Origin of the sequence: Bordetella genomosp. 1 (assembly GCF_002261335.1) — a bacterium.
Classification (GTDB): Bacteria; Pseudomonadota; Gammaproteobacteria; order Burkholderiales; family Burkholderiaceae_B; genus Bordetella.
On sequence record NZ_NEVL01000004.1, the window covers coordinates 695,348 to 709,206 of the forward strand.

Sequence of the window (13,859 nt, forward strand, 5' to 3'; positions counted from 1 at the left end):
GGCGACGCCCATGCGCCCCGCCCCCGCCGCGCGGCGCCACGGCGGCGTGCATCAGGGCGACACGGCGCGCAAATCATCGAGGCAGCGCGCCAATGGTATGGTGCAGCACGCGCGCCGGGCGCGCGGCGGTGCACCCCACGCGGTACCGATCAACACCGACGCAGAGAAGCGATCCATGGAACACCTGACTCAACTGCTCACGCTCTCGGGCATCGTGCTGCTGGCCTGCGCCAGCCCCGGCCCCGACTTCGTCGCCGTCACCTCGCACGCGCTCAACGACCGCCGCTCGGGCATGGTCGTCGGGCTGGGCATCGCGTGCGCGGTCGTGCTCTGGGCCACCCTTGCCATCCTGGGGTTCGGCCTGCTGATCCGCGAAATGTTCTGGCTCTACGAGACCATCCGCCTGGCCGGCGCCGCCTATCTGGTCTACCTGGGCGCGCGCATGCTGATCGGCGCGTTCAAGGCCGCACCCGGCACGCCGCGCGTGCACGGCGCCGCCGCCCTGGCCCCGATGCAGGCCTGGCGCCAGGGCTTCATGGTGGGCATCACCAATCCCAAGACGGCGACCTTCTTCGCCACCCTGTTCGTGACCGTGCTGCCGGCCCACGCCCCCGCCTGGGTCTACGTCAGCGTGGTGGCCCTGGTCGGCCTCATCACCGCCGCCTGGCTCTGTGCGCTGGCCGCCTTCTTCTCGGCCGGCCGCGTGCGCGCCGTCTACGCCCGCATCAGCCGCGCCATCGACGCCCTGATGGGCGCCGCCCTGGTCGCCCTCGGCATCCGCCTCGCCACCAGCCGCTGAAGCGGCCGGCCCGGGCGGCACAGGCAGCCACGGAGCCGGCGCCACGCGCCGCACCAAAGACAAAGGGCTTACAGACAATGATCTGTAAGCCCTTGATTTTCCTGGTCGGGGCGGCGGGATTCGAACTCGCGACCCTCTGCTCCCAAATTAGAAACGCACGAACGCCAGCGAACGCCAACGAACCAATAACCGACTGATTCATAAGGATTTATCCAAATTCCCTTGTTCGTCGACGTTCGCTAATGTACGCTAACAGCCGCAAAAATGTTGTCCCATATGTTGTCCCATATGGCGCTTGAGACAGAAGAACGGAGAGATTCGGGGAAATATGACGAGATACCCAAAACGCGGAAAAGGTGCGCGGTGGACCGTCAAAGAACTGGAAGCGGTACCGGCGGAATGGGTCGGTGATCACCTGGCCGATGGAGACGGCCTGACTGGGGAAATCCGCATTCAGCGTGGAACCATGGCCGTGGTGTGGCGATACGCCTATCGCATGGGCGATAAGGTAAAGAGATTCTACTGCGGCTCATGGCCGGAACGCACACTCGACGAGATCCGCTCCGCCAGAAACAAAGCGCGGGCGGACATTAAAGCTGGCCGCAATCCGTCAGCCGTCCGCGACTTGGAAAAGGCCCAGGTGCGGGAAGCTATGGCAGCTGAATCTGCCGCTATAACCGCCGCTGAAGAAGAGGCCACGACCGACGCCCTTTCGTTCCAAGAGATGTATAAAAGCTGGCTGGAATCGGGAGTGAAGCGAGCAGATGGCAACACCGAAGTGAAACGCATCGTTGAAAAAGACGTGCTCCCCTTGATCGGTAGTACTCCCGTGCGATCAATCCGCGAGAAGGATATTGAGCGAGTGATCCGCTCAATTGTCGGCCGCGGTTGCAATCGGCTTGCCGAGGTGACCTACCAAATACTGGGCCAGATGTTCCATTGGGCAGAAAAGCGCCAACCATGGCGAAAGCTGCTTTCGGAAGGAAATCCGGTTGAACTAGTTGAATTGGAGGTGCTCCTGGCAGACGACTACGATCCGGATAATGCCCGCGAACGCGTTCTGCCCCCCATTGAGATCGTTGAGCTCCAGACTCGATACCAAGAGTTGGAGGAGCAGTATCTCACTTCGGACGACAAGCGAAGGAAAAAACCTCCATCCAAGGCGTTGCAGGCAGTCTCCTGGATCTGCTTGAGCACGCTATGCCGGATAGGGGAATTACACCTGACTGAAATTGCTCATGTCGATCTCAGAGAGGGCACATGGTTCATTCCCAAGGCTAACGTCAAGGGCAGAAAATCTCAGAAACGCGACCACCTGGTTTTTCTTTCACCCTTCGCAGTTAAGCACTTCGCGACCCTTGTCAGCTTGGCGGGATCATCTCGCTGGCTGCTACCCTCGCGCGACAATGGTGACGCGGAGGTCGACCAACCGATGTACAAGCAGGCCTTTACTAAGCAAATCAAGGATCGGCAAGCCATATTCAACGTAAAGCCCAAAGCGCGCCGCGCTTCGGACAACTCCCTGGTGCTCGGCAAGGGCCAAAACGGCAATTGGACCCCTCATGATTTACGGCGAACGGGGTCGACGATCATGGAGTCGCTGGGAGTCGACCCAAACGTCATCGACCGCTGCCAGAATCACGTCATTCACACGGGTAAGAACCGTGTCAGGCGGCACTACCAGCTGTACGACTACGCCGACGAAAAGCGAGCAGCATGGGCGACGCTCGGCGCATACTTGGAAAGACTGCTTTCGGGAGCAGTGGCGCCGGCCGATCTTCAAAGGCGGCTAACCGCCAAGCAGTTACTTGCCGCGTAAAAGAATAGCCGAAGACCATACGGTCTTCGGCTATTAAACGCATGCGGGCAAGTCTAGATCCAGCCCTGCCGCGGGCCTGTAGAGGCCGGCTACCCCACTGCCAGTGAATGTGCTGCCCTACAAACTGGTTGTTGTCGCAGCGGGCGGCACGTCGGTCACGCCAACAGCGAGGGAAACAGTTATCGGACAATGGAGCCCCACATTAGCGGGGCTTTCGCTTTGCAGCCTTCGTGCCGGCAGACAACGCATTCGCCCTCATCGGCTATTGCGTCGATCAGTTGATCGGTAGCACGGAGAGTCTTCCCCTTGAAGTGGCGCTCGCACACGCATCTCCAACCTGCTGTGCAGGGTTCCGCGGGGGCCGTTGCATTGCTTGCTGCTAATCGATCATTGCGGCTCAATGTTTGCGTCGACCGCGCGCTGAGTCCAAACCTGGCGCTGCGATTGCGCGAAGGCCTGATGTTCGGCGAGCGTGTTGGGCGAGACCTGCATACCCAGTGATTCGAAGCGCTGCAGGACGTCCGGCTCTCGCAGGATCGCTGTGACTTCCTGGTTCAGCTTCTGCGCGATCGTGTCGGGCGTCTTGGCCGGTACGGCCACGCCGACCCACACGACCAGATCGAACTTCTCGTAGCCCAATTCGGAGAGCGTCGGCACAGTCGGAAAGTCTTTTGCGCGTTTGTGGCCAGTGTAGGCTAGGCCACGCAGTTTGCCCGCTTGCATGAAGGACGTGACGACGGACAGGTCCGCGAACAGGTAGTCGACGTGCCCGCCCAGCAAATCAGTCACGGCGGGCGGCTGGCTCTTGTATGGCACGCCATTGGCGGCAGCGCCCGCCACCGTATTGAAGGTGGCGCCCGCGATCTGGCTGGTCGGCGAGCCGTAGGCGTAGTTCAGCGGTTTGGCCTGCGTTGCCTTGACGAGTTCCTGCAGCGACTTGTAAGGCGCGTCTTCTCGCACCACGAGCATCATCGGAATTGTGGCGATGCGGACGACGTGAGTGAAATCTCCCGTGGGGTCGAACGGCAGCTTACGGAACAGCGCCGGCGTTGCGGAGTGTGTGGAGCTGCTGGTGAGAATGAGCGTATAACCGTCGGGCTGCGCCCGCGCGACAAACGAGGCTCCAATGGTGCCCGACGCGCCGGGCTTGTTTTCAATCACGACCGGCACGTTCAGACGCGGACCGAGCTTTTCGGCAATGATGCGCGCGCTGGTGTCGGTAGCACTGCCTGGCGAGAAAGGTACGACGATGGTGATGGGCTTGTCGGGATATGCGCCTTGCGCCAGCGCCGTGGACGGCATCGCGCCAGCAAGCGTGGAGAGTACTGCAAGGCTGCCAGCAGCCAGCAGGCGTCGACGGGCGCCAAACGGTCGGATCATGCTTGTCTCCTGTAAGGGGCCACGGATTGGCCCTCTTGAACTGTGACCGTATGATGCTGGCGACTTGCTTATCCCAACAAGCGATTAATTTTCATAGACTTATTCCAAACCAGGATTAGTTCGTTTCGAGCTGCAGCTGCCGAAGATATTCCTCCGTGGATTGAAGAAAGGCTGAGGCCGCCATTGACAATCGCGCATTGCGGCGCTGGATAAGCCACAGCTCGTGCCCATGCTTGCGCGCCCCGTCGATAGTCAATATTCGCAGACCCAACTGCCGCGCAAGGTCGCAGGCATACCCCGGCACCACAGTGATCCCCAGGCCCGCGCCGACCAGTTTCAGCGCCGACGTCAACATGCCGGCCTCGATACGGTATCGAAATTCCAGATTCAGATCGGCAGCCACGCGGTCCAGGCTGCGGCGCACGCTGTACACGTTGCGTAGCATGATGTGGTCGTGGGCGGCCACGTCGGCCCACGATACGGGACGCTTGCGCGCCAAGGCGTGGCGCGGCGCGCACACCGCATACATGGTGTCGCGGTAGATGACCCGCGTAGCCAGTTCTTCCAACGGTGTTTCGACCGAGACAATGCCAAAATCGGCACGGCCGTTGCGCACGTGTTCGATCGTGTCGTCGGTAGACAGTTCAAATAGATCCAACTTCACGCTGGGATGGGCGCGGTGGTAGTCGGCCACCACGTCACCCAACAGGCCGACCATCATCAAGGGCGACGTCGCCACGCCCACGGTGCCGCGTTCCAACGTGCGCAGGCCCGACATGCTTCGCTCGGCCGCGCGCACCGTACCCAGGATCTCTTGTGCATAGGCGTAGAAGTCCGCCGCCCCGTCGCAGGGAGTGACACTGCGGGTGGAGCGTTCGAACAGTGGCTGGCCAACTTCGGCCTCCAGTTCCGCGCAGAGTTTGCTGACCGCCGACTGGGTCACGAAGGCAGCGCGGGCTGCCGCCGTGAAACTGCGCAGTTCGTACAGCGCGCAGAACGCGCGCAATTGCTTGAGAGTGATGTTCATGGTCGAAGTCGCCGATCAGCGCCGCCGGCCATTCCGGCCTCAGCGCGCAGGCTCGAGCATATCGCGATCGGCACCCTGGCGCGGCGCCTGACGCTTTATCTCCCCAGGGGTCCGCGAGAATCGCACCGGAATGCCAGCCGCCATCAACGGTCCTTCAGTCGGGTGCTCGACGGATTGGAAAAAGCCCGTCGCCTGCAAATGCGGATCTTCGAACAAGGCTTCCGGCGTATTGACGCGTGAGTGCGGGATGTCCGCATTGTCCAGCAGTCCCAACCAATCTTCGGTCCCACGCAGCGCGACGATGTCCGCCAAATCCTGGTAGAGCTCATCGAAATGCTGCGCGCGTGAGGTCGCGTCGATGTAGCGCGGGTCCGCCGCCAGGTCGGCGCGGTCAGCCAGAGCGAAAAAGCGCCGCCACTGCGCATCGGTGTAAGGCAGCAAGGCCAAATATCCGTCGCTTGTACGGTAGGGCCGCCGTTGCGGCGATAACACTCGGCTATAGCCCATGGGCCCCAGTGGTGGCACGAAACTGTGACCGCTCATGTGCTCGACCAGGGTGAAGGACACCAGGGTTTCGAACATCGGGACTTCGATGGCCTGCCCTTCTCCCGAACGTTCACGCTCGTACAGCGCCATGGGAATGGCGTACGCCAGCGTTAGTCCGGCAACCTTGTCTGCGAGGATGGTGTTTACGTAGGCAGGCGCGCCGCTGTTGCGGCCCTGCAGGTCGGCCAGGCCGCTCATAGCCTGGATGATGTCGTCAAAGGCCGGGCGCGCGGCGTACGGGCCGCCCTGGCCGAAGCCCACCGCCGAGCAGTGGATCAGGCGAGGATTGCGCGCGCGCAACGTGTCGGCGTCCAGACCCAGACGCCCCAGGGCCGCCGTGCGCACGTTGGACACGAAGACGTCTGCCGTGTCGATCAGGCGCAGCAGACTGTCCCGGTCGGACGGCGTTTTGGCATCCAGCGTCACGCTGTACTTGTTGCGGTTGAGGTTCAGATAGGCTGGCCCCATGCCCGGACTCATCGCGGGCGCCGACGTGCGGAACACGTCACCTTCAGGCGACTCGACCTTGATGACCTCGGCTCCCATATCGGCCAGGATCTGCGTGCCGTATGGCCCCATGGCGACAGAGGTCATATCGATGACGCGCACGCCCGTGAGCGGACCAGCCATTATTCGACCTCCTGGTGCTTCTTGCGGTTGACGAACGGCGCCATAAATCGGCGAGGCTCGTCGGTGGTGAAGGCCTCGCCGAACGCGGCTACGCTGCGGTCCAGGCCCGCTTCCACCGTCGACTCGCTCCAGTAGCGCAGCAGCGCCTTCTGTGAACGGACGGCAATCGGACCGCTTTCCGCGATGGGCCCCACCGTGCGTTCAACCAGCGCGTCCAGCGCCCCGGTCTCGCTGACGAATTCCAGGAAGCCCCACTGCCGAGCCTGCGCCGCGTCCACGGTCTCGCCGGTCAGCAACAGCCAGTTGGTGGGACCGGGACCAATGATCGCCGGGAGCAGCACGGCATGGATCACCGATGGGATACCCACACGCACCTCGGGCATGCCGAACACGGCGTCCGCCGACGCAAGGCGGATATCGCAAGCCGCGGCCAGCTCCATGCCTGCCCCCAGGCAGAAGCCTGGAATGCGGGCGATGGTGGGCACCGGAATTGCCGTGACCGCATCGCACAGGTCGCGCAGGCGGGTGATGAATTCGCGTGCGCCCTGCGGATCGAGTTCGGCCATTTCATAGATGTTGGCGCCGCCCACGAATGCGCGCTCGCCCGAACCACGGATAACGACCGCGCGGGCATCGTCCTGGGCCGCGATCCAGCGCGCGGCCTCACTCAGGCACAGTGTGACTGTCGAGGCCAGGATGTTCAGGCTCTTGGCATCGTGGATCTGCAGGGTGTAGACACCGCGCTCGTCACGAGTCACGAGGGCATGGGCGAAGGTTGGAATAGGCGCAGTCATGAAAGCTCCGGCAAGGGTTATGGCCACCGATGCTAAGTGCCGCGTTTCATCACTACAAACGAGTAATTTTCATGAAATAAGTCTAGATCGGAATAAATGCGCAAGTCCGCCCGGCTTGGGTACGATAGCCGCCTCTTGCGGGAGTCGCATCATGGGAATCACCCTGCGCCAGTTACGGGCTTTTTGCGCCGTGTACGAGCTGAAGAACTTCACTCGCGCCGCCGAGGCGCTCAATCTGACGCAATCCACGGTCAGCAAACTCTGCTCCGACCTGGAGAAAGCGATAGGCATGGCGCTATTCGAACGTTCGGCGCGCGGGGTGGAACTGCTGGAGGGCGCCGCCGAGCTCTACGTCTACGCGCAGGAAGCCTTCGGCTCCCTGCGAGCAGCCGAGCGCAGCCTGAGTAGCTTGGCCGACCTGGAGCGCGGGGAGGTGTCCATCGCAGCCTCGCCCATCATGATGCATACCCTGATCGCGCCGGTGGTTACGCACTTTCATGCGCGGCATCCCAACATCATCTTTGATCTGCACGAGCTTACGGGCGACGAAGTTACCGAGCACGTGCTGCACGGCAGGGCCGATCTGGGCATCGTGGCGATGGAGAGTCAGGATCCCAGGTTGGACTGCCGGATCGTCTACCGCGGCCCCATGTACGCCGTGGTGCCGGCTGGCCACCCCTTGGCGCGGCACGAACAGGCAGCCTGGCGCGATCTCGCCCGCTACCCGCACATTCTGCTGCGCGGCACGTACACGGTGCGCCGCAAAATGGACCAGATTCTGCAGGACCAAGGGCTGACGGTGCGCAGCGTGGCGCAGACGGGCAGCCTGACCACCGCTTTCGCCATGATCCGCGGCGGTATGGGCATCACCGTCATGCCAGGCTATGTGCGCAACGTCTGCCAGGAAATGGGCCTGAAGGCGCTGTGCATAGCCGACCGACCTCAAACCATGCACGAGCTTTCCGTCCTGCGTCGGGCTGACTACCGGTTGTCGCGAGCAGCCGACGCGTTTCTCACCGCCTTCGAAGCGCACCTCAGTGAACAAGGACAGCCCGCAGCGGCAGGCGATTCATCACTTTGTTGAATGCCTTCATGATAATTAATCAATTGTTTGCATGATGGATGGCTTCCATCATTAGCGCGTCGAGGTAGACACTCCACGCGCTATCCGGGCCCACGGTCACCTCGACGCCATAACCAGCAGGGCAAACCAGCCCCAGAACGAGGAGACCCCAATATGACATTCAAGCCTGGCCTGAAGCAGTTGCTGACGCTGCTCGCCGCCCTTCCCTCCATTGCCGCCGCCGACACCTATCCGGCCAAGCCCGTCACCCTGGTGGTGGCTTATGCGCCCGGGGGCATGACCGATATCCTGACGCGGCGCATTGCGGCCGATCTGCAGACCCGCCTGGGCAAGCCCTTCGTAGTCGAAAACAAGCCCGGCGCAACCGGCCAGATCGCTACCGAGTATGTGTCGCGCCAAAAACCCGACGGCTATACCATTCTGGTGGGCGCGACGAGCCACGTGATCAATCCCGCGATGAAGAAGCTGCCCTATAACGCCCGCAAGGACTTCGCTCCCGTGGCGCTGCTGGCTGTCAGCCCCAACTTCCTGCTGGTCAACGCCAACCAGGGCATCAAGACTTACGCCGACTTCAAGGCTTATGCCCAGAAGCAACCTTCGGTGCCCTACGGCACGGCCGGCGCCGGCGGCGCGCCTCACATCGTGGGCGAACTGCTGCGCTCACAAAGTGGCCTGCCGCTGATGCACGTGTCCTATCGTGGCGCGGGGCCCGCCATGACGGATCTGGTATCGGGCCAAGTTCCCTTCGGCATGGCCGAATCGGTGACGGCCAACGCGTACCTGCAGTCGGGCAAGATCGTGCCCCTGGCCATCGCTTCCGCACAGCGCCAGGCGCGTTATCCCGACGTGCCCACGCTCAACGAGCTTGGCTATAAGGGCTTTGACCTAAGCACATGGGTCGGCGTCTACGCCCCAGCCGGCACGCCGGCCGACATCGTACAAACACTGAATACTGAAATCCGCAAGTCGGTGATGCAGCCAGCGACCCAGGAGTACATCCGGTCTACAGGCTCCGAACCTGGCGACAAGGATCTGGCCCAATACCAGAAGTTCGTCAGCGACGAGATGGACAAGTGGCAGGCAGTCATCACCCAGGCGGGAGTCAAGGATGAGTGAAGTCCACATCGGATCCCTGTCGCCAGAGGCGTATTTTTCCGAGGCGCTGCGCGCGGGACGGTTGGAGGTCCAGGTGTGCCGCAGTTGCGGGCTCTCGTTCTTCTTTCCGCGCACGCACTGCGCTCATTGCCGTTCGCAGGAGTACGCCTGGCGCCCCATGCGTACCGGCGCCACGCTGTACTCCTATTCGGAAATCCCGGCCACGCCGCAAGCGCCCGCGCGTAACGTCATCCTGGCTGACATGGACGAAGGGTTCCGCATGATGTCCACGCTGCTAGATGAAGGCGAACTGCGGATCGGCATGCGGCTGACGGCCAGGCCGGATCCGCAGCGCACCCGGGTGGTCTTTGGACCGGAGGCGCCATGACGGACTGGAACAAGAGTCTGCGCGGCGCCATCGCCATCACCGGCTGCGCCACGGCGGGCATAGGCGATGCCGGGGGCCTGAACGACCTCGAGCTCACTTCGTTGGCCGTACATGCGGCGGTGCGCGATGCCGGCCTGCGCATGGACGACGTCGACGGTCTGATGAGCGCCAGCCTGTCCTCGTCGATGTGGCTGAACAAGCTCTCGGAATACCTAGGCTTGTTCCCGCGCTTTATGGACAGCACTCAGATTGGCGGCGCATCCTTCGTGGGTCACCTGCTGACAGCCGCGGCAGCAATTCAGGCGGGCCTGTGCAGCAATATCGTGATCGCCTATGGCGCCGCTCCGCGCGGCGGCAACGGCGTATCGGCGACGTCCGGCGCCCGTGCGCGGCTGGATCCGTTTCCCTACGAGGAGCCGTTTCAGCCCTTCAATCCGCCAACCAGTTACGCGCTGGCGACCCGGCGGCACATGCATGAGTACGGCACCACTCGCGAACAACTCGCCGAAGTAGCGGTTGCCGCGCGCGCCTGGGCCCGCCTGAATCCGGAAGCCTACAAGCGCGAGCCACTGTCGATCGATGACGTATTGGCGGCGCGCGTGATTTCTTCGCCGCTGACCGCGCGCGACTGCTGCCTGGTGACCGACGGTGCAGGTGCCATCGTAGTCACCGCGGCAGAACGCGCCGACACGGCGCGGCCCGTGTATGTGCAAGGCACTGCCATGGCGCACTCACATCGGCAGATCGCCTGCATGGCCGACCTGACACGCACCGTGGCGGGCCAGAGCGCTGGCCTGGCTCGGGAACGGGCCGGCGTGGCGCTTGCCGACATCGACTTGGTGCAGCTCTACGACGCCTTCACCATCAATCCCATCCTGTTCCTTGAAGACATGGGGTTCTGCGACAAGGGTGAAGGCGGCGCATTCGTGTCGGGCGGGAGAATTGCGCCCGGCGGCGAACTGCCAGTGAACACCAACGGCGGCGGACTTTCCTGCGTGCATCCCGGCATGTACAGCATGTTCGGCCTGGTGGAGGCGGTGCGCCAGCTTCGCGGCGATTGTGGGGAACGGCAGGTGAAGCAAGCCCGCACGGCGCTCGTGCATGGCAATGGTGGAGTTTTGAGCGCCCAGGCCACGACCGTGCTGACCAATTGGATGGACTGAAGGAGATTCGACATGCTGGAAGGAAAAGTGGTGGTCGTCACCGGCGCGGCCAACGGCATCGGCCGCGCTGCGGCCGTGGCCTTGGCGGCCCAAGGCGCCCGAGTGGTGGTCAATGACCTGAACGTTTCGCTGGACGGCACCAGCACCTCGCATAGCACGGCCGCCCAGGTCGTCGAGGAAATACGCGCCGCTGGCGGTGAAGCCATTGCCAATGGAGACTCGGTTGCCGAATATGCAAGCGCGCAACGCATCATCGAGGCGGCCGCCGATACCTATGGGAGGGTGGACGGCGTGGTGAACAATGCCGGCATCGTGCGCGACAAGATGTTCCACCGGCTCACGCCAGAAGACTTCGACGCGGTGGTCAAGGTGCATCTGTACGGTTGCTTCAACCTCAGCCATGCTGCGGCCAGGCACTTCCGTGAGCAGGGTGGCGGAAGCCTGATCAACATGACATCCAACTCGGCGGTCATCGGCAACCGCGGCCAGGCCAATTATTGTGCCGCCAAGCTGGGCATCGTTGGTCTTTCCAAGGCCATGGCGCTGGACATGGCTGCCTTCAACGTGCGATCCAACTGCCTCGCGCCGCTGGCCTGGAGCCGCATGACGGAGACCATCCCAGCCAAGACCGAGGAACAGGCGCGTCATGTCGAGAAGATCCGCCGCATGGGACCCGAGACGATCGCGCCCCTGATCTGCTACCTGGCGTCAGACGCCTCGTCCGACGTGTCGGGACAGGTGTTCGCCATACGCTTGAACGAGATTTTCCTGATGAGCCAGTCCCGTCCGGTGCGCTCGGTGCATCGCTCCGACGGCTGGACTGCCGAGAGCATCGCGGAACACGGCATGGCTGCGTTGCGCGCCTCGTTCATGCCACTCGACACCTCAGCCCAGGTGTTCGCCTGGGATCCGGTCTGAGGCTGCCATGGCGCTGGACTATCACAGCCTAAAAACCCACGTTTTCACGCCTGAGCGCCAAGCCTATGGTGAGGATGACTGCATCCTCTACGCCTTAGGCGTTGGCGCGGGGCTTTCCGAAGACGACGCAGTCGGCGATGAAATCCAATTCATCTATGAACGCGGGTTGCGCGCCCTGCCCGCCATGGCTTGCGTACTGGCCTATCCCGGCTTCTGGATGCGCGATCCGCGCCACTGCCTGGACTGGACCCGGGTGATACACGGCGAGCAGCGCATGCGCTTTGCGCACCGCCTACCCACCAGCACTGAAGTGGTATGCGAGATGGAGGTGTCCCGCATCGCGGACAAAGGTCCGGGCGCCTTCGTCGTAACGCGGCGCACGCTGACCGACGCGGCAACGGGCCAGGAGCTCGCTCTTATCGAGCAACTGAACATCTGCCGTGGAGACGGTGGCTACTCGCGCGGCGACGCTGCGCTTAGCGATGCGCTGGCGGCGCCGATCCCCGCGCCGCCGGCCTCCTTGCCGGACATCGTCATCATCCTGCCCACCAGCCGCAACCAGGGCGCTTTGTACCGCCTGAACGCCGACCGCAATCCCCTGCACGTGGATCCGGATAGCGCGCGGCGGGCCGGCTATGAGCGGCCCATCCTGCATGGCGCCGCGCTGCTGGGCATGGTCAATCGCGCCCTCGAAGCGGTGTTGAGGCGTCTGCCGGGCCTGCGGCTGGGCGAGTTGGACATGCGCTTCATGGCTCCAGCCTATCCAGGCCTGGATGTCTCGATATCGCTGTGGCATCAGCCGCAAGGAATCGCCCTAGCCTGCCACCAGGCCGGCGCCTTGTGCGCGCAGGGCCGCGCGGCCTGGACCGAGGAGCAACAATGAAAGACAAGACTTGCGCCGACGTGCAAGACGCCCTGAGCGGCGTCGAATCCGGCGCGGTGATTTTCGTGGGCGGCTTTGGCGGCTCTGGCATTCCCGCACGCCTGCTGGCCGGCCTACTGGCCAGACGAGACGTAAACAACCTCACCCTGATCAACAACAACGCCGGAGCGGGCGAAGCCAGCTTTCTCGCCCTGGTGGCATCCGGCCGCGTCAGCCGCATCGTCTGCTCGTACCCGCGCATGCCGGGCAATGACGTGATCCGCGAACGGGTGCAAGCGGGTAGCTTGGCGGTGGAAGTCATGCCACAGGGTACGCTGGTGGAGCGCATCCGCGCGGGCGGCGCCGGCATGGGGCCCTTCTACTCCCCTACCGGTTACGGAACACCGCTGGCCGAAGGCCGCGAGACCCGAGTATTTGGTGGTCGCGGCTACGTGCTGGAAGAGCCGCTGCGAGCGGACTTCGCGTTCATCCGCGCGCATCGGGCCGATCCGCTGGGCAATCTGGTCTATCGCCGCGCTCAGCGAAATTTCGGCCCCGTCATGTGCATGGCAGCTCGAAGCACCATCGTCGAAGTCGACGAGATCGTACCCTGCGGCGCGCTGGATCCTGACGCCATCGTCACGCCCAGCCTGTTCGTGCACCGCCTGTTGGGAGCCCCACAATGAAACGACTTTCACGCGATGAGTTGGCGGCCCTCGTGGCGAACGACTTGCCGGCGGGCGCCGTGGTCAACCTGGGCATAGGCATGCCTACCCTGGTCACTGATCGTTTGGACCCGTCGCGCGGGGTGCAGTTGCACAGCGAAAACGGGATCCTGGGGATGCGCCTGCTGCACGGTCACGAGACCGCGGATGGCGACCTCATCAATGCCAGCAAGCAGTCGATCGCCCTTACCGAGGGCGCCGCCATCTTCGACCACGTCTATTCGTTCTCCATCATGCGGGGCGGGCACATCGACATTACGGTACTAGGCGCCTTCGAAGTCTCCTGCCATGGCGATTTGGCGAATTGGTCGCTGGGCGCGAACGATCCCATGCCTTCGGTGGGCGGGGCCATGGACCTAGCCGTGGGCGCGCGCAACGTCTGGGTCATGATGGAAGCGCTGACGCGCGAAGGCACGCCGCGCCTGCGCGACCGATGCGCCCTGCCCCTTACCGGCGCGGGCGTGGTTGGGCGGGTCTATACCGACATCGGCATCTTCGACGTGCGAAGCGGCGCCTTCGTCCCCTTGGCGCTGGTCGACGGCCTGACACCATCCGAGCTGGATCGCTGGATCGACGCGCCTGTGCGCATTGAAGGCGTGCCGCGGGTCCTGCATTTCAACTTCTGATTT

Annotated in this window: 14 protein-coding genes; 10 read left to right on the forward strand and 4 right to left on the reverse strand. The window is 63.3% G+C overall.

Translation table 11 applies throughout. From position 1 onward, the window contains the following. Window positions 1–175 precede the first annotated feature (175 nt). Together CEG14_RS20145 and CEG14_RS20150 are read left to right on the forward strand one after the other, a co-directional pair. Window positions 176–799 carry a LysE family translocator gene (locus tag CEG14_RS20145; RefSeq protein ID WP_094828304.1) on the forward strand — a complete coding sequence of 208 codons (624 nt, stop codon included), beginning with the start codon at window positions 176–178 and terminating at the stop codon, window positions 797–799. Between the two features lie 328 nt (window positions 800–1,127). After that, complete coding sequence (locus tag CEG14_RS20150; RefSeq protein WP_094828153.1) at window positions 1,128–2,618, forward strand: tyrosine-type recombinase/integrase; 1,491 nt, start codon at window positions 1,128–1,130, stop codon at window positions 2,616–2,618. A 387-nt stretch (window positions 2,619–3,005) separates the two neighbouring features. Here CEG14_RS20150 and CEG14_RS20155 read toward each other — a convergent pair whose 3' ends face one another. The 4 genes from CEG14_RS20155 to CEG14_RS20170 form a co-directional block, all read right to left on the reverse strand. Then, window positions 3,006–3,998 carry a Bug family tripartite tricarboxylate transporter substrate binding protein gene (locus CEG14_RS20155; RefSeq protein WP_094828154.1) on the reverse strand — a complete coding sequence of 331 codons (993 nt, stop codon included), beginning with the start codon at window positions 3,996–3,998 and terminating at the stop codon, window positions 3,006–3,008. Between the two features lie 115 nt (window positions 3,999–4,113). Continuing rightward, complete coding sequence (locus CEG14_RS20160; RefSeq protein ID WP_094828155.1) at window positions 4,114–5,025, reverse strand: LysR family transcriptional regulator; 912 nt, start codon at window positions 5,023–5,025, stop codon at window positions 4,114–4,116. A 39-nt stretch (window positions 5,026–5,064) separates the two neighbouring features. Continuing rightward, complete coding sequence (locus CEG14_RS20165) at window positions 5,065–6,201, reverse strand: CaiB/BaiF CoA transferase family protein (protein WP_094828156.1); 1,137 nt, start codon at window positions 6,199–6,201, stop codon at window positions 5,065–5,067. Beyond that, window positions 6,201–6,995, reverse strand: coding sequence for an enoyl-CoA hydratase (locus CEG14_RS20170; RefSeq protein ID WP_094828157.1), 795 nt, complete (start codon window positions 6,993–6,995; stop codon window positions 6,201–6,203). The genes CEG14_RS20165 and CEG14_RS20170 overlap by 1 nt, the downstream gene beginning before the upstream one ends. 151 nt (window positions 6,996–7,146) lie before the next feature. On the opposite strand from CEG14_RS20170, the gene CEG14_RS20175 reads away from it, so the two are divergent. The 8 genes from CEG14_RS20175 (at window position 7,147) to CEG14_RS20210 (ending at window position 13,856) form a co-directional block, all read left to right on the forward strand. Continuing rightward, complete coding sequence (locus CEG14_RS20175) at window positions 7,147–8,079, forward strand: LysR family transcriptional regulator (RefSeq protein WP_179280644.1); 933 nt, start codon at window positions 7,147–7,149, stop codon at window positions 8,077–8,079. Between the two features lie 153 nt (window positions 8,080–8,232). Next, window positions 8,233–9,195 (forward strand): Bug family tripartite tricarboxylate transporter substrate binding protein, encoded by a 963-nt coding sequence (locus CEG14_RS20180; RefSeq protein ID WP_094828159.1) that lies wholly within the window; start codon window positions 8,233–8,235, stop codon window positions 9,193–9,195. Beyond that, window positions 9,188–9,562 (forward strand): Zn-ribbon domain-containing OB-fold protein, encoded by a 375-nt coding sequence (locus CEG14_RS20185; protein ID WP_094828160.1) that lies wholly within the window; start codon window positions 9,188–9,190, stop codon window positions 9,560–9,562. Before CEG14_RS20180 ends, CEG14_RS20185 begins: the two co-directional genes overlap by 8 nt. Continuing rightward, entirely contained in the window at window positions 9,559–10,725 is a 1,167-nt protein-coding gene (locus CEG14_RS20190) for an acetyl-CoA acetyltransferase (protein WP_094828161.1), read from the forward strand. The genes CEG14_RS20185 and CEG14_RS20190 overlap by 4 nt, the downstream gene beginning before the upstream one ends. A 12-nt stretch (window positions 10,726–10,737) precedes the next feature. Then, a complete protein-coding gene (locus tag CEG14_RS20195; protein ID WP_094828162.1) occupies window positions 10,738–11,643 on the forward strand; it encodes an SDR family oxidoreductase in 906 nt (301 codons plus the stop codon). 7 nt (window positions 11,644–11,650) lie between these two features. Next, a complete protein-coding gene (locus CEG14_RS20200) occupies window positions 11,651–12,526 on the forward strand; it encodes a MaoC/PaaZ C-terminal domain-containing protein (protein ID WP_094828163.1) in 876 nt (291 codons plus the stop codon). After that, window positions 12,523–13,191 (forward strand): 3-oxoacid CoA-transferase subunit A, encoded by a 669-nt coding sequence (locus tag CEG14_RS20205; protein WP_094828164.1) that lies wholly within the window; start codon window positions 12,523–12,525, stop codon window positions 13,189–13,191. Before CEG14_RS20200 ends, CEG14_RS20205 begins: the two co-directional genes overlap by 4 nt. Continuing rightward, window positions 13,188–13,856: a CoA-transferase gene (locus tag CEG14_RS20210; RefSeq protein ID WP_094828165.1), complete on the forward strand. Its 669-nt coding sequence runs from the start codon at window positions 13,188–13,190 to the stop codon at window positions 13,854–13,856. The genes CEG14_RS20205 and CEG14_RS20210 overlap by 4 nt, the downstream gene beginning before the upstream one ends. Window positions 13,857–13,859: the final 3 nt, after the last annotated feature.